Source organism: Pedobacter sp. MR2016-24 (assembly GCF_026239655.1).
Classification (GTDB): domain Bacteria; phylum Bacteroidota; class Bacteroidia; order Sphingobacteriales; family Sphingobacteriaceae; genus Pedobacter.
The window spans coordinates 221,122-242,131 of record NZ_JAPIVO010000004.1 but is presented as its reverse complement, the minus strand read 5'-3'; the positions used below and the strand labels follow the sequence as shown (position 1 = coordinate 242,131).

The following is a 21,010-nucleotide window of genomic DNA, read 5'->3' as shown; positions in this document are numbered from 1 at the left end:
TGTTAAAAATATATTTGTCCTGCTAACCGATCACAGTTCCATTAGGAACAACAGCGCCTTTTTTCACTACAACAATACCATCCTTAATCACGTAGAAATCAAATTCTCCGTCTTCCAGATGTGTACCGCCATTAATCACTACATTGTTACCAATTCTGCAGTTTTTATCTACAATGGCATTAGAGATTTTGCAGTTATCACCAATCCCGATCAAAGGATTACCCGCAGCATTTTCTTCGGCAATTTCAGCAAGGGTCTGGTAACGGTCGCTACCCATAATATATGCATTCTCAATAGACGTACCATTACCAATACGTGAACGGATGCCAATCACAGAGTGCACAATGCTATCCGCATTCAGGATACATCCTTCTGCAATCACAGCCTTTGTCAGAGACGTACTCAATATCTTTGTAGGCGGAAGCATACGCGGACGCGTGAAAATGCTCTGGTGACTATCAAACAGGTTGAATTCAGGGATATCATCCGTTAGTCCGAGGTTAGCTTCAAAGAATGAACAGATATTACCTATATCCGTCCAGTATCCTTCATACTGGTAGCTCAATACCTTCTGCTCTTTCAACACGCGTGGGATAATTTCCTTACCAAAATCTTTTTCATCAGGATTTTCAGCGAAAATTCTAACCAGTAAATCACGGTTAAAGATGTAAATACCCATTGAAGCCAGGTAATTACGACCAACAGCCTGCATTTCCGGACCTGTATCAGAAGACCAGTCCACCAGAAGATCTGCACTTGGCTTTTCGATAAATGAAGTGATGATATTATCTTCATCAGCTTTCAGGATACCAAAACTGGTTGCATCTTTTGCCGTACTTGGAATAGTTGCCAGCGTTACTTCAGCACCACTTGCCTCATGCGCAAGCAGCATCTCATTAAAGTCCATCTGGTATAACTGATCACCAGATAAAATCAGCACATACTCAAACTCATGCTGTAATAAATGGTGCATGGTCTGACGAACCGCATCAGCAGTACCCTGAAACCATGTAGGGTTATCAGGCGTCTGTTCCGCAGCAAGAATGTCTACAAAAGCATCACTGAAGTGACTAAAGTGGTATGTATTTTTTATATGTTTATTTAATGAAGCAGAGTTAAATTGCGTCAGTACGAACATGCGGTGAATACCCGAGTTCAGGCAGTTCGAAATAGGGATATCTACCAAACGATATTTTCCCGCAATCGGAACAGCAGGCTTGGAACGGGTTTGTGTGAGCGGCGATAATCTGGAGCCCTGGCCACCGCCGAGGATTACTCCTAAAACTTTTTCAGTCATATATTTAAAAATTACATTTGGTACAGGTCTATATATTGTTGAGCCGCCTTGTCCCACGAATGGTCCAGCTGCATCATATCCTTACGGATTTGTTTTATTCTTTTTTTATCCTGGTACAAGTCATAAGCCCTGCCTATTGCATGCCCCACATCCCATATGCTGGTCTGATCATGACAAATACCAAATCCACCGTCACCTATATCCACGACCGTATCCCTCAGGCCACCAATTCTGCGTACTATAGGAACCGTACCGTAACGCAAAGCATACATCTGGTTCAGTCCGCAGGGCTCCACCCTTGAAGGCATCAGCAGAAAATCTGCCCCTGCATAGATCTGGTGCGACAACTTTTCATTATAACCGATATAGGTATTATAATTTCCCTGAAACCAGTTATTCAGTTCCGAAAGTCTCGCTTCCACAACCGGATCGCCCGAACCTAAAACCAAAATATTTATATTACCATGGCTATGTGCCAGTGCATTGTGAAAAATATCCGGTAACAAATCAGCTCCTTTTTCACCAACCAGTCTGCCTATAAAAGTAAATAAAGGCTTCTTTGGGTCCAGGTTAAAAACAGCACATAACGCTTCTTTGTTTGCCTTTTTTCCACTATCTACTGTCCGGACAGTGTAACATTTATCTAACATAGGGTCATTTGCGGTATTCCAGACCTCAATATCAATCCCATTCAGGATACCGGCAGATTTACCACGTTCACTCGCAAGCAGTCCTTCCAGCCCGTTTGCATTGTGGCTGATTTCATCCAGATAACTTGGCGATACTGTGGTTACACGCCATGCACATTTGATGGCCGATGCAAGCGGGTTGATTGCTGTTTTCCATCCCAGCAAACCTGCCTTCCAAAGGTCAAATGCAGGCAGATAATGTAATTTATCCCATCCAAACTGTCCCTGGTATTGTGCATTATGAATAGTCAGTATCGTACGGATCTGATTCAGACTCTTGTATTTTTCGCAGTTCGCCGTCATAAAAGGAACCAGTCCCGTATGGTGATCATGACAGTGGATCACGTCCGGCCGGTGTTCCCATTGGTTAATCCAGTCCAGCACACCAATCTGGTAGGCCAGAAAACGTTCCGTATCATCAGGATAACCATACACAAGATCACGGTCCATCAGACCGTCAATATGTACAACAAATAAATCGAATCCCAGCTTATTGGTCAGCTCTCGTTTAATGCGGACATGGAAAGCGCGCTCTCCAAGATTTCCCCATGAATTATACACTTCCTCAAACTCATTTTCCTGCATAAATCTGGTATTATATGCAGGCATTACAACTTTTGCAAAATGCCCCAGCTTATTCTGGTATTTTGGTAAAGCACCAACTACATCACCCAATCCCCCCACTTTGGCTATAGGGTAACATTCGGCACTCAGATGAATTATTTCCATAAATTATAAACAGGCGGGAATTAAGAATGATTTGAAATTTTCTATTAAAATATGAGTTATAACCCGAATAAACACACATTGTTTTCAATTATTTTTAAAATGTGATGAACATCAGGATTTGCTAAAAGTATTTAATATTCGCTAAACACGGCAAAACATAGAATAAATATTTCAAGATGAAATATATTAAACTTTTTAAACACCATAAATCCTATTTTAATTAATTTAACACAAATATTAAATCTAAATTAATTACAATGATGAAAATACTAAAAAAACGTATGCTGATTATAGTCATACTTGCAGTCAGCACAAGCCTGAGCTGTACAAAAGAAAAAAGTGAAAATGACCTGGCCCCTGTTGTTACTGAACCTGAAAAAGAAGAACAGGGAGCTGAATTTTTGCCTGTAAAGATAGGCAGTGGAAATACCGGTCAGCTGTTTAGTTACAGCAATGGCAATTATTTAACTAAAATTGAATACGGCGATGGAAGCGCTGCGGTATTGACGTATGACAGCAACAACCAGCCCCTCACCTTCCAAAGCCTGAAGGAGAATGTGCTCAACCACGAATCGGAATATGTACTGAATGCAACAGGCCAGGTAGTGAGAATTAATCACTATAGCGTGAGCGGCGCCAGTATCAGTCCGGATGGATACTGCCTGCTCGAATACAATACTGCGGGGCAGCTCAGCAGGCTGAGCGACTACAGTAAGGCTAAAAAACTGCTCAATGAGCGGGTCAGAACTTATACTGCATCAGGAAACCTGCTCAGCGAGCGCAGCACAGCCACTCAGGAAACCGCAACCTATAATTTCGATGAAAAGGAGGCTATATTTAAGCATGTGGCACATGCAGATCTGTTTGCGCTCGGAACAGGAGATCAGCTTCTCACCTCTGCAGTGAATAATATCACCAACCGTAAGATTGCTGAAAATGGCAGCACTGATCAAAGTTATACCTATGTATACAACAAATCAGGATATCCTCAAACCCTCAGCTACAAAAAAGGTACTGTGAACGTTTCAAATGCTAAAGTAGTGTACAAATAGCCCTGAGCTGAAGAAGCCAGTGTATGATTGTCCCCAATAAGTTAGCCGATATTGGTGGCAGTCATACACTGGCCTCGTCAATTAAAAATTAAAACCTATAGAGATATATGGCATTGTACTCTCCCTTGAAAATCCTACAGCCGCCTGGATCAGAATCAGGTCGGCCGGAATCAGATAAATACCGCCGCCATAACCGTGGTGCCATTGGTCGGATGATTGTCCTGGTTGCCAAACCCTTCCCACATCACTGAAACCTAGTAAACCCAGGGATCCCGGAACGATATATGAAGTAAAGTCGAACAGCTTCATCCTCAGGTCAAGATTATAATATAGCATGGTCTTTCCTGTGAACCGGTTGGTATGAAAACCACGCAGGCTATGCACTCCGCCCAACTGCATCTGCTGAAAGAAGACAGGATCACCGACAGTTGTACCACCACCTATTCTGTTCGCAATCACAAAACCACCATGGCCCGGATTCAGGTATGACCGGAACTCCGTCTCTACCTTACCATAAGCTTCATGGCCCCTGTTGAGTTGCTGACTGGCCAGAAAGCTTGTATTCCAGTAAAGTCCTTTTTTAGGGATAGCAATATTATCTCTTGAATCATATTTTACATTCGCGATCAGCCCTGCATATACACGGTCATTGAAAACCTCCTCCCCGGGATTTGTAAGGTTAAAATCTTTCAGGAAACGTTCATCATTGCCCCCGCGGCTACTGGTGTAATATTCAGTAGCAATACCGCCCCCTAATGTCCATTTCCCCAGGTTCCTGTACAATTGAAAATCGGTCTTCAGGTAATCATATCGGTTCCGGTAATAAGACATTCCCCTGTCATCAGCCTCCTCGTTCTCATCATCGTCTTCATCCTGAATAAATGCGGTTTCATTTCCCAGACCGAAAAAATTACTCAGGTTATTCGGCCCCAGCAAGGTCGCATTCACCTTCAGGTTGTTCCTGCCTATCACCTGTTTAAAGTCGCCCGCATAAGTAACAATAAACGATTTCCTTCCTGTCGAATAATCCAGCCACAACTCCTGCTTGGATGCATAGGGATCCTTTCTAAAACCCTGCTTCTGCAGGATCAGCCCTGCCCCGGCCTGTATGCCCTGGTCAAGATTATAGTTCACATGGAACAGCGGACCAAACTGGTCGAAGACAAAACTCTTCTTGTTGAAGTTGTTGACCATCGTATCATTTGCCAGCTTCAGCTTCGCCAGTCCCGCATCAGGAACCTCATTTCCTTCGTCCAGCCGGTCATAAATGAAAGTTTTTCCTTTGGCCTTTAAATCCGGATCTACCGCAAATTTGTCCTTACCCTCACCACCAATCAGTCTTACCCTGATCGGGGAACGGGAAACGCCCTTTACCTCAAAAACATCATCCCCAGCTAATCCATACAAACGTATTTCCTTAGTCAGTTTCGCATCAAAAGTACGGTGGTAAAGCTTTCTGCCCGTCTCACCGTTTTTTTTAATATTATGTATCGTGAGCTCAATATTACCATTTTTCTTGTGTTCAATCTCAAAGTATTCCTTTTTATCAGAAGCCGGGATATCCAGTGTAACCGCCAGAAAACGGTAGTAATCCAGCGCACTTTTCTCCAGACTCGCCCTGCGTGCAATTAAGATCTTCAATAATTCCTCACCACCAATGGCATTAATATTGGCAGGCATGCGTTTTAGCGAACCGGCCAGTAACTCAGGCGTCAACTTATCCTGCACATACTTAATTTCCTCCCGCCAGTCTTTTTCACTCAGTGCATTTAAAAAATACCTGTCAAAATAGCGCTGGTTGAAATTCCACTGATCTACGGCCCTGATTTCAGGCGCATAAGGCTGCAGATTGGCTTTCAGCCACTGGTGAGATAATACCCATGGGAACACTCCGGAAGTCTTATAGAAAACCTTGTCCCTGTCACGCGGCACCGGAATATATACCTTCTCGTCCTTTTTCTTGTCCTCTTCCTTCGCCCATCGCCAGTTATCCTCATGCCTGTCCCAGTCGCCCACAATAAAATCCAGCAACCTGGCCCTCAGCACCATTTTCTGGTCTATATGCGTATCATTATCTTCTTCCACCTTGCGCTGCGCTTTTAAGGTGTTATCCGTTTTATCAAATTCTTCGGGCGACCTGTTTTCGATCAGGTATACGTTATTCGCAAAGTCCTTCCGGTATTCACCCAATCCCGGGTCGTCTCCCACATATACAATCTCAGGTTCTGCATGCGGAATATCCAGTGCATCTGCCAATGGCGGTATCACCAGTGCAGAATAAGGGTGACTCGTCGCAATCTGATCCTGTACAATATCCTTTACCACCGTTTTTCTCAGCTTTTCAGACAGTCCCCGCTCCGGATATTTCTGCACCGTCCGCAATGCCCATTCCCTGCCGTCAGCACTTTTCAGGCGCAGTGAACGTGTCTGCATACCACCGCCCAGCTGCAGTACTGTCATTCCACCATGTTCCTTCTGCAGGTCAAGAATCCTCATCCTTACCGGTGCTGCCCATAACTTGCGGTAGCTTTCTCCCAGAAAAAAGCGGTGTGCATTGCTTACAGAATCATATACCGGAGATATGGCTATCGTAATAGAATCCTTTGTTCTGTTTTGCTGCGCATTTACAGCAGTAGAAGCTGATAATACACCAATAAATATGATGCCTGTTAATTTATTCATAAGTCTTCGCTACTTCTACACGCAGAGCTTTTAGACCTTCCACCCCTTGCAGTTCTTCAATTTCTATATACTCTACAACCTCGGTCAGCAGGCCTTCCGACTGTAATATTTTAATGTACCCTAAGTATTCCTGCGCTTCCGAGCTGTTAAAATAAACAATCGCTATTTTTCCCGGCTGCGTTAGTCGCTCTGTACTATCCTTTACATGCGCTTTATCAATTCTTTTTTTCACCATCTGGTACCTGATGTTGTAACTTCCCTCCACATCAAACCGCTGCTCATCAGTCCTGAAGCTGATATCTATCAGTTTTTCATACACAAAAATCAGCTGCGTTGTTTCCAGTGGTAAAGGCAGATGCGCCGTAAGGTTACCCGTTGTCCTGCCAATTTCAGCAATTACCCGCAATTGCCTCAAACGGAAATCATGTACAATTTCATCAGTAAACTTAAGCTCCGGTGCAATAGACTGGCCCAGGTAAATATCAAACTCAACTCCATCCGTTCTGAATTTTTCAAAATAACAAGGGAAAATTTCCTGGATTGTCGCATTAAACTCATCCAGATGGCGGTTTGCTGCGTGATTGATCATCTGCATGCTTAGCTCATAGTTCTCCCTGTTGGCATAAATTTTTCCACCCGGGGCAGTAAGCTCAAAGTATTCATCAACAATATCCCTGATTTCAGTATGCACATCCCTCAGCAATTTTAAATAAGGCGGAAGCTGCCGCTGCAGGTAATCATCCGTGCGCATAATCTCCCTGTCAGTCAAATCCGCAAAACCTTTCTCTTTCCATCCGCTGTGTTCCTGCGGGAAACCTCCCTTTAATGCGTCAGGGAACTTCGACTTCAGATTTCTCAGCATCGTCTCCAGAATATCGAAATGCGCGTAAAGATCCTTACGGATCATCAGGTTACGCTCTATACTCGAATTGCGGATATCAATCGCCGCATAAAACGGATACACGTCCTTAAACTGAACAGGTTCAATTAAAAGGCCTTTATCAAGGGCTCCGGATTTGGAGTAATTGTATGCCGCCTGGTAAAAACGCCATGCAACCGAAGGCTGCAGTGCCGTAAATTTATCCGTCACAATACCCATGATCTCATAATTGAAATCCGTAATAATATTCTGGAACAGCTGTGCCAGCAATGAAAATGCACCCTCAATTCTTGACATGGAAGTGCCGTTAAATGCTGTTATATCTTTGGCATATAATTCCAGGCAACCTACCAGCTTCGCATTATAATATAAAGGGTATAACGCATAAGACTTCACCCCTTTATCCATAATCAGGCGCAGCATCGGATATTCCTCCGCCTGTGCTTCCGTAATCTCCGGAAAAATCAACCGTCTTGGGTGCTCAACAAATGAATCTACCAATGCCGTGTAGTCCTTCTCCGGCAAACCATTTTCTTTTGCCTGCTGAATAATGATACTCTCGAATCCCGTATGACTATAAATCATCGTTTTTGAATTCAGCTTGATATAAGGCAAGAGGCCGAAATCAATCCCGTCCGTGCCCACCAGCGACTTTAAGGCTACAGAAATCCGGTCACTGCTCCAGCCCTCTTCACATTTGTTATGGTCTATGATTGCATTTTTAACAGACTCCAGCGCATATTCCGCGGTGACATCAGTCATGGTCATAATAGACAAACCTTCAATGGTAAATAATTCAGCCGGCAGTATCCTTTGCAGTACCTCCAGATTATCTTCATCCCCCTTCAGGTATTCTTTTGCGGTTTCTTTAGAAATTTCCGGCAGTTCCGTTTTACACTTCACCTCAATAAAACGGACATCAACATTTAAGCGGTAATACTTTAAAAGGTGGGTATCTTCATCTAGCACAGACTTCACCATATATTTCGAGCTACCCAAAGAAATATGATAAAACTTATCCAGGATCAGATCGTAGAAATTGGTGAGCATACTTTTCTCCATTTCCGTTTTTGAGGGCAGTGTTAAGCCACCCTTCAGTTTGTTGTCTTTATCCAGCAATATGTTGTAGAAAGCATCAGTACCATAATAAAAACTTGGCGTTATTGGCTTGCTGATCGCCCATACCTGCTCATGCTCATCATTCAGCAAAGGAGATAATGCCGTATAAATCAGCTCAAAAAGATGATGATACTTTACAGTATCTTCCGGGGCTATAGGCTGATCCAGTTCAGGAAAAGCTTCAAACTGACTCAGTAAATATTTATAAAAATTAACCTTTGCCGTTTTCTCCGTCGCTATACGCTCAGTGATAAAACTGATAAAAGGTTTTAAAGAAAAGCGAATATCCGCATTAATCACGCAATGATCATTGCCGAAAACACCTTTACTCAAATCCAACGGTATAGCCTGCATAAGTTCTTATTTCTTGTAATTGAATTTCAAAATATTGCCCGACGTCAGTTCATCCCCTTCATTGGAAATATAAAGGTTCATGTTTTCATCGAAAGCAATGCCTTCCGGCTGATTAAAGATAGAAGAATTTAAGCGATGTACACTTTTCACTTTCCAATCGGGACTGGCAACAATCAGCACCTTGTTCACAGAAGACAAGATATACCACTCTCCGGAATGCGGATCCCTTGTTAATGCCGATGCTTTCAATCCTGTTTTCAAAATATCACCCGCCTCAATCAGTGCCGACAGGTCCATAGAGAACTCTCCTGAAGGAATCAACTGCTGGTCTGCCGCATTATAGGTAAAAATAGAACCAGACATGACGCCCGACTTTTTATCACCTTTACAATTTTTACACAGCAGGTAAAGCTGGTTGGTCTGATTATTCGCATACATACTCTCATATTCACCAGAGGGAAGAATCTTCTTGAATTCTTTCACCTTATCCGGTTTCTCCTTTACTGCATCAGCAAAAGGAAATGCATACAAGGTTCCCTTACTTTCCAGCACAAAAACCGTTTCATTCAAAATCGCGACATCCTCGTAATCCCCCTTTTTACCGAAAACAGTATGCTGCTGTTTTTTATTGTGCCATCCCTGCCTGAACAACCGGCCATCTTCATCCTGAATAGAATAGATCGTATCCCCTTTATCCCGGTGAAAAGCAATGCCGGAGATTTCCAGCAGACTTTCCGGCATATTAAATTTTTCCGGATGGTTCAGGTCATAACCTTTCGGACTCGTAAAATCTTTTACAGAAGCCTTGCAGGCCAGCAGAACACCTAATACCAACACGGCACTATATACTTTTATATTCAATCTTTTCATTTGATGTATATTGATAAATCTCCCATTGAGAGCGCAAACCTGCATCCCCTTTAATAAAATTATTCTGCAGTGCTTCATTTAGCTCTACTGCCTGTGCAGTGTCATTAAACTGCAGATCAAGTATCTCCATCAGCCTGTTTTTCAGATCACTTGCATAAACAGGAAAACAGACCTCAATTCTTCCATAAATATTGCGGTTCATCCAGTCGGCCGACCCCATAAAGACTTCTTGATCCCCGTCATTGTGAAAAACAAAAATCCTTCCGTGCTCCAGGTACCTGTCTACAATCCTTCTTACCGTTATATTTTCACTCTGACCTTTCACACCAGGAACCAGGCAGCATACGCTGCGCACCAGCAGTTCTACCTTAACCCCTGCAACCGAGGCATCATATAATTTTGAAATCAGCACTTTCTCTTCAAGGTTGTTCAATTTGATCCTGATGCAGGCAGTTTTGCCCGCTTTCGCATGTTCAATTTCCCTGTCAATCAGCCAAAGGAATTTCTGCTGCAGATTAAACTGCGCTACCAGCAGATGCTCAAAATTGATAGCGTCTTCCAGCAGTGGCTTTTTCTTTTTCTTACTTAAAAAGCCGAAAAGCTGCTGTAGTTCCAGCAACATCGGCTGATGAGCTGTCAGTAATACGTGGTCTGTATAAAATTTTGCCGTAGATTCATTCAGGTTACCCGTAGCCAGCAAACCCAGGTAGGAAGTCTGATCTCTCACCGTCCGTTTCACCAGGGCTACCTTCGCATGTACCTTCAGGTCATTTTTACTATAGATAATCTTCACCCCTGCCATTTTCATCTGCGAAGCCCATTTGATATTATTTGCCTCATCAAATCTGGCCTTCAGCTCTACCATCACCGTCACCCTTTTCCCGTTTCTCGCTGCCGTCATCAGCGCATTTACAATCTTCGAATGGTCGGCCACCCTGTATAAAGTCACGTAGATTTCCTCCACAAAACTGTCATTTGCCGCTTCGTTAAAAAACCGCAGCACTGCATCATACTTCTGGTAAGGTACATGTACCATGATATCCCTCTTCGCGATCTCACTGAACAGCGTTTCCCCTTTCGGAATATGCAGACAGGTATGAGCGGGCCATTTCGGATAACTCAGTTCCGCATCATTCAGCGGAAAACCTCCCAGGTCTTTCAGGTTATGGTAAAAACCGCCCTGCACCACCGAAGCTTTAGATAAGTTCAATGTGTATATCATACGATATAAATAGCGCAGAGGGATGTCAGGCTGACATAAGAAGCGTGTCGCAAATCCAAGATCCCTGTTTTTCAGTTCCTTTTCCAGCGCCGCTGTAATATCTTCCTCCAGTTCATCCTTGATATTCAGTTCCGCATTCCGTGTAATCTTGATATTGAACACACCAGCAATCTTTTCATCAGGAAAAAGATAAGCCAGGTTATGTTTAATGATATCATCCAGGAATACGATATATTTTCCTTCCTTACTATCTACGGCATATAATCGTGGTAATACATCCGATGGAATGGTGATCAGTTCCAGTCTTTCTACCCCTGCAGCATTCGATAAGATTACTGCCTGGTACAATTTATTGTTTTCCGCAAAAAACGCCCCGCTGTCCTGCTCTACAGAATAGAGACCGATAAAAGCCAGTACTTCATTAAAAAAAAGACCTGAAACCTCTTCCTCAATCCGCTCAGGAATGGGTTCATTGTAGAGCCAGTGAATATTTTCCTTCAGCAGTCTCGGTAAAATATCGTTCTTTAAGATATGACCGAAACGTTCCTGCTGCTGATTGATCAGGAAAGTAGCTTTAAAATAAGCATTTTCCAGTCCGCTGCTCTCGTCAAAATTATCAATCGCCATTAAAACAGGCATCCTTACCCGGTAAAATTCATCCAGGTTAGAAGAGTAAATAGATAAAAATTTAATACGCTCCAACAAGGGCACATTTGGGCTCTCCGCTTCCAGTAATACCCTTTCATTAAAACTTAACCAGCTTAAATCGCGGTTGAAGAATGAATATTGTTCCATAAATCAGTTTAAAGCGCTACAATAGCCGAAGCAATCACAAAAGCAAGTACAGAAGCGATAATTCCAAACATAAATACATTATAAGCTATTCTCAGCAAGCGGTATTTTCGTCCTAAAACAACCCCCTGCGAATATAAATCGCGCACCAGGCTACCATAAAGAAACTCTCTGTCTTCCATCATCTCCTGCATACCAGCGTTGTAATCCACCAGGCTCATATTATAAAAATTACCAAAAAACAGTAAGTTGGTCCGTCTTTCCCTGATATCCTCCTGCGTAAAGGTTCCCGGTGGCACAGTGGGCCGCGTAGCCAAAATTGAAAATACCATCGTTACCACACAAATGATCAGCAAGATCAGCGTAGGAATAATCAGATGTGGATTATCTTCCAGCTTGCGTAGCAGGATACTTAGTATAACCGATAAAATGATAGAATTCGTCGAGATCATGATATGTGCCTTATTATCGGCCATATCACTCAGGCGCTGGTGATTGCCTGATGTAATCCTGAACATGGTCTCAATTCCCTTTTCCGGACGGTCACTTTTCTTCTTTTTTGCCGGTTTATCATCTTCAGCTGTTTTTAAAGCAATGATATCCTGCAGATGTTTTTCTATTTCTTTATCCTTTTTACTCATTTCCATTTTACTGTCAGCCTCTTCAATTTTGCTGTTCGTTTCTTCTTTTTTATGACTTTCTTCTTTCCTGTGTTTCTCCCCTTTATCCAGTTCCTCAGAAGCTTTCTCTTTCAGCCATTCCAGGTTCATTTCTTTTTTCGCCGTCAGCAGTTCCTGCGCATATGCCGTATGGTAATGGTGATTTTCGAACAGCCAGATCGTTTTTAAACGCCAGTCTGCCTTATCAATATCTCTCCCCACACAAGCTTGTGCCTCCTTGCGCATCAACTTATTGCGTTCCCTGAAGGAATCACCACCTAAATGGAAAAGATCAGCATCACACACAATCTGCTCCAGTAAGCCAACAGGATGCTGCGGCATCTTTGTAGACAGGATACAATTCGCTACCTGCTCAATTACCTCCGGATCCACACTTTTTGAACTGAGGTATTCCCTCGCAGATGCGGCACCCCTGGCCTCATGTTCAGTAAAATCAGTTAAATAGCCTGTATCATGGAACCATGCGGCAGTATTGACTATAAAAAAATCCTGATCAGACAGCTGATAGTGATTGGCGATTTTTACAACAGCTTTAACCACATCCTCAGTATGTACCAGGTCATGATAGATTAATCTGTCATCTTTTTGAGCGTGAAACAGGCCGGCAACGTGGGTTCTTACCTGGTCTAATACTTCAAGATAATTCATGTTATAAATATGGTAGTTTTAATTGTTAAATAGAACAGTAAATGAGAGGAACCTGTATTTCGCATAATAAATCGTTTCAGGATTTACAAAATACATAAATGTCTTTAACGAATTTAATTGCAATAACATCTATTGCCTGGTAATCGTTTTGGAATCCAAATAATTTGCTTGATATTTATCCTGCAATTTTAATTAGCGCTCTTATGGAAGTACAAAGAAAGTCAAACATCAGCTATGAGGAATTTATGGAAGAACACCATAATCCGGGAATTCCTCTTGTTTTTACTGATGCTTCAAAAGTATGGAAAGCAAACGGTTTGTTTACACCTGATTGGTTTCGTGAGAATTATCCAGACAGAGAAAGTGATGTAACTGATAAACTAACTGGTAAGCCATATACCATTAAAGAGGTAATGGATCTGGTGGAGCAAAGTTCATTAGAGAAACCAGCTCCATATCCGCTCACGTTTAATATCAACACAAAACTTCCTGAATTACTTGATCTTTTAAGTCCTTTGAACCTGAATTACGCCAAGCCTAACTGGCTGGAAGATAAACTCTTTCAACGCGGTCATTGGGGTGGAATTACAGAACTATTCGTTGGTGGTCCGGGAGGCAGATTCCCCTATGTCCATAAGGACTATTATCACCTGAGTGCATGGATCAATCAACTTTATGGCGAAAAGGAATTCACGGTATTCCCAAGAGGGCAGGAAGAATTTTTATACGTGAACGGAAAAAACCAATGGAGATCTGAGGTTAATATGTTTGAACCTGACTATGACAAACATCCTAAATTTAAAAATGCGACGCCCATACGGTTTACTGTCGGAGCAGGTGAAACATTGTATATACCTTTTGGCATGTGGCACTCTGCTTATTCCCTTAATCCTACAATTTCCGTAGCTTTTGATCAGCTAAACAGCAAGAACTTCCCTATGTTTCTGAGTGATGTATGGAACTTTAAAAAAGAGGAAAGTGGAACGGTAAAAGCATTGGCAGCTTCAGGCTATGCAATTGCATCCAGCATCATATGTAAATTAAAAGGCTAGTGCCTGAAATACTATCTGTGGAATTCTAAGCGATCCGGAGCCGCAACATGTTTGAAATAAATAAGATGTGGGTGAGATATAGTATCTATAAAATTAAAGGTTCTAATTGCTGGCATAAGCTGCGTTTTATCACGAAAATATTTTAATATTACCTGTAACCTTACTTAGGTAACAAAATTTATGCTTATTAATAAAGCAGCAACTACATTTTATTTCAAAAAATTATTAGTTTTGCTTAGGACTGATCAGCAAATAGAGTGCACAGTATAAGAGAACTGCGAGTTAAATCTCTGTCTGATGATAATTGATAAGCTTTTTAAACGGAAACAATATAGCTTAATATTAATTCTTTAACTCTTAGATGTATCGATGTTAAATCAATACTATTATAAGAAACCGAATCTAGCCTGACTATATGATAGCTCAACCGATAACTATATACCAACTTTTCGACCTAACAGCAAATCAATTTCCTGATCACGTAGCTATAACTTTTGAGAATAACTCCATTACTTACGCATCATTAAAAGAAAAAGTTGCAAAATTAAGTTCCGAAATCCTCAATTCTGCTTATGATGAGAATTTGATTGGCATAAGTACCAATCGCTCAATCGATATGATTATTGGTGTTCTCGCCATTATAAAATCAGGCAAAGCGTATTTACCTTTAGATAGCTCTTATCCGGAACAGAGACTGCAACAAATAATTAAGGATTCGGGAATCAACTTTTTCTATACTGCAAATAGCAATGACCAAAAATTATTCCTGGAATTTGGAATAACAGCAATAAGCGATGTTCCAAATTCCTATTCGAATCCGGTTTTAACTGCTGAACAAAATCCCAATATATATGTGTTGTACACCTCAGGCTCAACAGGAGTACCAAAGGGTGTGTATATGACACAGAAAGCAATGCTGAACCTGATTTTATGGCAGCATAAAAATTCTTCTGCAGGTCCGGGAACCAAGACACTGCAATTTTCTCCACTCACATTTGACGTCTCATTTCAGGAGATCTTTGCAACGTTAACGACTGGTGCAACGCTGGTGTTAATTAATGATGACCTGCGACTGGATCCGGTTAATTTATTAACTCACATCGAAGAGAACAACGTCGCAAGAATTTTTCTGCCTTTTGTTGCACTTCAGTTTCTCGCCGAAGCGGCAGTGAGCAGATCTATATATCCACAAAGCTTAAAAGAAGTGATTACCGCCGGTGAACAGTTAAAAACCACGCCGCAGGTAAAAGCATTTTTTGAAGGTTTAGCCAATTGCCATCTCTACAATCAATACGGGCCAACGGAATGCCATGTAGTTACACAACTGATTCTTCGTGGTTCTCCTGCAACATGGCCATTGTTGCCTAATATTGGCGTTCCTATTGATCAAACAAGTATTTATATCCTGGACGAACAAAAAAATATTCTCCGGGATGGCCAGACAGGAGAACTGGCCATAACAGGTATCAGTCTTGCAGAGGGCTATATCAACAGGCCAGAACTAACTGCAGAAAAATTCGTGGTAATTGACGTTCAGGGAACGGCAACCAGGGCATATCTGACCGGAGATCTCGCTCATTATAAACAAGACGGAACAATTGAATTTTTAGGACGAAGAGATGATCAGGTTAAGATCCGTGGGTACAGGATTGAACTAGGAGAGGTTGAAGTAGCACTGAACAACATTCCCGGAATTCAACAGGCCATAGTGATCGCCAGAAGTGATACAGCCGGGCAGAGCAAACTGCTTGCTTACCTCGTCACTAATAATGGCTTACAAGATACCTTAGCAGTAAGAAAAGAGCTTGAAAACAAGTTACCGGATTATATGATTCCTTCTTCTTTTATATGGATGGATATATTGCCGAAAACAACAAGTGGAAAAGTCGATAAAAAAGCACTGCCCCTACCGGAACGTAAAAGACCGGAATTATCGGTACTCTATAAATCAGCAAAAACTGCGCTGGAGAAAAAAATTGCAGGTATCTGGTCGGAGGTGCTCGAGCTGGATACAGTAGGTATAAATGATAATTTTTTTGAGTTGGGTGGCAATTCATTGCTGGCACTAAAAACCGTTTCTCAATTACGTGCTGCTGATGATATTCAGTTACCCATTACCAAACTCTATCAGTTTCCGACGATTGCTCAAATTATAAATTTTCTGAGTACCGCTTCACCAAAAACCAGAAAAAGTGAGCGCACCTCTAATGAAGATAATTCCCAGCCTATTGCTATCATTGCTATGGCCGGAAGATTCCCGGGTTCAGATACTATAGATGAATTATGGGATGTACTGCGAAACGGAAAAGAAACTACGACGTTCTTCAAAAAAGAGGAACTTGATGCTGCTATTCCTGAAGAAATAAAAGCAGATCGGGATTATGTTAGTGCCAGAGGTATTATCAATGGCGCAGAACTATTTGATCCCGCATTTTTTGGTATCAGTCCCAAATTAGCTGAAGTGATGGATCCTCAGCAAAGGATATTTCTGGAAATCAGCAGGGATCTACTGGAAAAATCAGGACACCTCCCTGCCGTTTACGATGGCCTCATTGGCGTTTTCGCAGGCTCAGGCAATAACAGTTATTATCCCAATAACATAGCAGGAAACTCCGAACTGATCAGTCAGGTTGGGAGCTTTCAGGTGATGACGGTCAATGAAAAAGACTACATCTCTTCCAGGACCGCATACGAACTCGATCTAAAAGGTCCGGCAGTGAGTGTTTTTTCAGCTTGCTCTACGTCTTTACTTGCCGTTTCACAAGCAGTTCAAAGTCTGCGTAAAAATCAGTGCGACGTAGCTATTGCAGGAGGAGCAAGTGTATCATCCCCTATCTACAGCGGCCATATCTATCAGGAAGGTGCAATGTTAAGTAAAGACGGACATTGCCGGTCTTTCGATGAAAAAGCAACCGGTACTGTTTTCAGTGACGGCGCAGGAGTGGTACTTTTAAAAACACTCGATGCTGCATTACGCGACGGGGATACCATTTATGGTGTCATTAAAGGTATAGGTATAAATAACGACGGAAATAATAAAGGCAGTTTCACTGCTCCAAGTACAGAGGGGCAGTCGGCAGCAATAGCGATGGCCATCAGCGATGCAGCAATTGACCCTGCAACGATTACTTACATAGAAGCGCACGGAACAGCAACACCATTAGGTGATCCCATTGAAATTGAAGGCTTAAAACTGGCCTTCGGGGAGCAGTCAGTTCATCAATACTGTGCTATTGGTTCTATCAAAAGCAATATGGGGCACATGACTGCCGCAGCGGGAGTTGCAGGATTGATCAAGACAACGCTTGCGCTATATCATAGAGAACTTCCACCCTCTATTAACTACAAGCAAGCTAATCCTAATATATCTTTTACAGATTCCCCATTCTACGTGAACCAGCAATTAAAAGCCTGGGACACACAGCATACAAGAAGAGCGGGAGTAAGTTCCTTTGGTGTTGGTGGTACTAATGTACACGTAATCGTAGAAGAACATGATCATCTAACACCCTTAAATACGGATAAAGGAAGGCCTAAACAACTCATTACCTGGTCTGCCAAATCATCCGAAAGCCTGGCCACTTACAAGTATGCTTTACAACATGCAATACATACGAAAGAGGATTTTAATCTCGCTGATGCCGCATATACACTTCAGACCAGCAGAGAAGATTTTAATTACCGCAGCTTTAGTATCGCCGGCAGTCTTGAAGAATTAAATATCGAACTCGATCAAACTAATATAAACAGTCAGCTTAAACAATTACCCGGAGAAACAGTATTTTTATTCCCTGGTCAGGGAGCCCAGTACATCAACATGGGTGCTGAGCTGTACCAGAATGAAAGTGTTTACCGTCAAGCAATTGATGAATGTGCTGTAATTTTGTCTGCCTATCTTGAAGAAGACATACGCCATATCATTTATGCGGATAGTGGTAATACCGGAGCAGCGGCAATATTGAACGATACAAAGTACACACAACCTGCACTGTTTATCACTTCCTATGCACTGTCCAGGCTATGGATGAGCTGGGGAATTCAACCTTCAATTCTTTGCGGACATAGCATTGGAGAATATGTAGCTGCACATTTAGCCGGTGTTTTCTCTTTGGAAGACGGCTTGAAACTTATCGCTACCCGGGGATTGATGGTTAGTAAGTTAAACAAAGGAAGTATGTTAAGCGTACGGTCATCAATTGAAAATATTCGGGATATACTGCCTGATCATCTTTCAATCGCTGCAGTAAACAGTCCTAAACTTTGTGTCATTGCAGGTCATGATGAAGTAATAGATGGCTTCCAGCTTAAACTGGACGAAGAAAAGATTTTACATAAGAGACTACTGACCAGTCATGCTTTCCATTCTGCAATGATGGATCCGATTCTTGAAGATTTTTCAGCAGTTGTCAGCGAAATCAAATTAAACAAACCTCAAAAACCTATAGTCTCTACAGTAACAGGCAAGTTTCTCACCGACGCAGAAGCACAAGCCCCAACTTACTGGACTAACCACCTGAGAAACACTGTATTGTTTTCTCCTGCGCTTGATACTATTCTTGAGCTGGACAATCCAGTATTGCTTGAAGTGGGGCCTGGGAATACATGTACGACGTTAGCCTACCAGCATGAATCGAAAACATCGTTTTCTGCCGTAGCTTCCCTGGACAAAAAAGAAGTTACCGGTGCTTATGATTCCATCTTACATGCATTGGGAAAAATCTGGCTGGCCGGAATTACACCAGACTGGCAATCTTTTTACAGCGGACAAAACAGACGCCGTATAGACCTGCCTACATATACTTATCATAAGAAAAGGTATTGGGCAAACCCAGGACCCATACAAACTAATATTACCATTGAACCCCAAAGTAACACCTTCACTGCCATGAGGAAAGACACACTAATTCATCAAATACAAGTCATTCTGGAAAATGCTTCCGGTATAGAAATGGAGGGCGTTACGCCTGATATGAGCTTTATTGAAATTGGCTTAGATTCTTTACTGCTCACACAAGTTGCCATCACCTTAAAAAAGGAATTTGCTCTGCCTATCACCTTCAGGCAATTAAATGAAGAATATTCAACTATTGATACGCTTGCTGCATTTATTGATAACACATTGCCACCTGAACCTGCACAGTCTATACAGGCTCCTGTCAGTCAAAATTATACGGCGCCAGTCCTTAACGCAATGTCAACTAATTTTGTACCGTCTGATTCTGCCCTGGGGTTAATTGCGCAACAGCTACAATTGCTTTCCAAACAGGTTGAGCTGATGACTGGCGCACCAGTCCAGGCTGCCGCAGCTATACCAGCTCCAGTAAAGGTACCATCCGCTAAAACAGAGCCAGTCAATCTTTCCCTCACTGAACTTTCTGCGGAAGAACTCATAGAAATAAAAAAACCTTTTGGTGCTACAGCAAGAATTGAAAAAAGTGCTACAGCACTGGAGCCCTATCAGAAAAAGTTTCTGGACGACTTAACCGCACGCTACAATCAAAAAACTGCTGGCAGTAAAAATTATACACAGACTCACCGTTCCTACATGGCAGACCCGCGGGTAGTTTCCGGCTTCAAACCCTATACAAAAGAAATCGTTTATTCTATCGTAACCAATAAATCCCTGGGCAGTCACCTATGGGATATTGATGGAAACGAATATATCGATGCACTTAACGGTTTCGGATCTAACCTCCTTGGCTACCAGCATCCGGTGTTAAAATCAGCCATCCTGGCTCAGATTGATAAGGGTTATGAAATTGGCCCACAGCATGAACTGGCAGGTGATGTAAGTAAACTGATTTGTGAATTTACCAGTTTTGATCGTGCAGCACTATGTAATACAGGATCAGAGGCAGTATTAGGTGCTATTCGTATTGCCAGGACAGTAACGGGAAGATCTCTCATTGTTGCCTTCTCAGGTTCATACCATGGTATTAATGATGAGGTAATTATACGCGGCACTAAAAAACTTAAAAGTTTTCCGGCTGCGCCGGGAATTATGCCGGAGGCGGTGCAGAATATGCTGATCCTTGATTATGGGACAGATGAAAGTCTTCGGATTATCAGAGACCGGGCACATGAAATAGCTGCGGTGTTAGTAGAACCAGTCCAAAGCAGGCGACCAGAATTCCAGCCGGTAGCTTTCCTTAAAGAAGTAAGGGAGATCACTTTGCAGTCTGAAACAGTATTAATTTTTGATGAAGTCATTACAGGGTTCCGTGCACATCAGGGAGGAGCGCAAGCTATTTTCGGAATAAAAGCAGATTTAGGAACATACGGCAAAGTCATCGGTGGAGGTCTCCCTATTGGTGCGATAGCAGGAAAGAAACAGTATATGGACGCACTGGACGGTGGTTTCTGGCAATATGGCGATGATTCTTATCCGGAAATAGGAGTCACTTACTTTGCCGGTACGTTTGTACGCCACCCACTTGCCCTCGCTGCTGGTAAAGCTACTTTAGACTATATGAAAGAAAGAGGTCTTGCCTTACAAAACACCTTAAATCAAAATACCGCGATGTTATCAGATTTATTGAATACTACTGCCGATGAGTTTAAACTACCTCTGCATGCCGTTTCTTTTGGTTCGCTTTGGAAGATCAAATTCAAAGAAGAATACCCATACAGCGAGCTGTTATTTACGTTGATGCGGGAGAAAGGAATTCATATCTGGGATAATTTCCCCTGCTTTTTAACAGAAGCACATACAAAAGAAGAGATTGAATTGATATCCGCTAAATTCAGAGAAAGTATTGAAGAGCTTTTGGCCGTAAACCTTATCCCGGTTACCGGTCAAGTGAACGTACAGAAAAAACAGAATGACCTGAATACCCCTCCTACTGCCGGCGCCAGAATGGGCAAAGACCAGAATGGCAATCCAGCTTGGTTTATTAACGATCCGGAGCAGCCAGGGAAGTATTTACAAGTCAATAAAAATTAAA

The 21,010-nt window shown here is 42.2% G+C and carries 10 protein-coding genes; 3 read left to right on the top strand and 7 right to left on the bottom strand.

Annotated elements, in window-relative coordinates:
• Window positions 1–22 precede the first annotated feature (22 nt).
• Together OQX62_RS12165 and OQX62_RS12160 are read right to left on the bottom strand one after the other, a co-directional pair.
• Complete coding sequence (locus tag OQX62_RS12165; RefSeq protein ID WP_265831810.1) at window positions 23–1,297, bottom strand: glucose-1-phosphate adenylyltransferase; 1,275 nt, start codon at window positions 1,295–1,297, stop codon at window positions 23–25.
• 11 nt (window positions 1,298–1,308) lie between these two features.
• Complete coding sequence (locus tag OQX62_RS12160; RefSeq protein ID WP_265831809.1) at window positions 1,309–2,715, bottom strand: glycogen synthase; 1,407 nt, start codon at window positions 2,713–2,715, stop codon at window positions 1,309–1,311.
• Between the two features lie 257 nt (window positions 2,716–2,972).
• Between OQX62_RS12160 and OQX62_RS12155 the strand changes: the two genes are divergently transcribed.
• On the top strand, window positions 2,973–3,767 hold the full coding sequence (locus OQX62_RS12155) for a hypothetical protein (RefSeq protein WP_265831808.1): 795 nt from the start codon (window positions 2,973–2,975) through the stop codon (window positions 3,765–3,767).
• A gap of 81 nt (window positions 3,768–3,848) precedes the next feature.
• Here OQX62_RS12155 and OQX62_RS12150 read toward each other — a convergent pair whose 3' ends face one another.
• The 5 genes from OQX62_RS12150 to OQX62_RS12130 are packed head-to-tail and all read right to left on the bottom strand — an operon-like array spanning window position 3,849 to window position 13,014.
• Complete coding sequence (locus tag OQX62_RS12150; protein ID WP_265831807.1) at window positions 3,849–6,449, bottom strand: BamA/TamA family outer membrane protein; 2,601 nt, start codon at window positions 6,447–6,449, stop codon at window positions 3,849–3,851.
• Window positions 6,442–8,802: a GAF domain-containing protein gene (locus OQX62_RS12145; RefSeq protein ID WP_265831806.1), complete on the bottom strand. Its 2,361-nt coding sequence runs from the start codon at window positions 8,800–8,802 to the stop codon at window positions 6,442–6,444. Before OQX62_RS12145 ends, OQX62_RS12150 begins: the two co-directional genes overlap by 8 nt.
• Window positions 8,803–8,808: 6 nt before the next feature.
• The gene (locus OQX62_RS12140) at window positions 8,809–9,672 is read right to left on the bottom strand and encodes an SdiA-regulated domain-containing protein (RefSeq protein ID WP_265831805.1); all 864 of its coding nucleotides are present in this window, start codon (window positions 9,670–9,672) and stop codon (window positions 8,809–8,811) included.
• On the bottom strand, window positions 9,644–11,689 hold the full coding sequence (gene ppk1 / locus OQX62_RS12135) for a polyphosphate kinase 1 (RefSeq protein WP_265831804.1): 2,046 nt from the start codon (window positions 11,687–11,689) through the stop codon (window positions 9,644–9,646). The genes OQX62_RS12140 and ppk1 overlap by 29 nt, the downstream gene beginning before the upstream one ends.
• 8 nt (window positions 11,690–11,697) lie before the next feature.
• Entirely contained in the window at window positions 11,698–13,014 is a 1,317-nt protein-coding gene (locus OQX62_RS12130) for a Pycsar system effector family protein (RefSeq protein WP_265831803.1), read from the bottom strand.
• A gap of 203 nt (window positions 13,015–13,217) precedes the next feature.
• Between OQX62_RS12130 and OQX62_RS12125 the strand changes: the two genes are divergently transcribed.
• Window positions 13,218–14,066, top strand: coding sequence for a cupin-like domain-containing protein (locus tag OQX62_RS12125; RefSeq protein WP_265831802.1), 849 nt, complete (start codon window positions 13,218–13,220; stop codon window positions 14,064–14,066).
• A gap of 415 nt (window positions 14,067–14,481) precedes the next feature.
• Entirely contained in the window at window positions 14,482–21,009 is a 6,528-nt protein-coding gene (locus tag OQX62_RS12120) for a polyketide synthase (RefSeq protein ID WP_265831801.1), read from the top strand.
• The last annotated feature ends 1 nt before the right edge of the window (window position 21,010 follow it).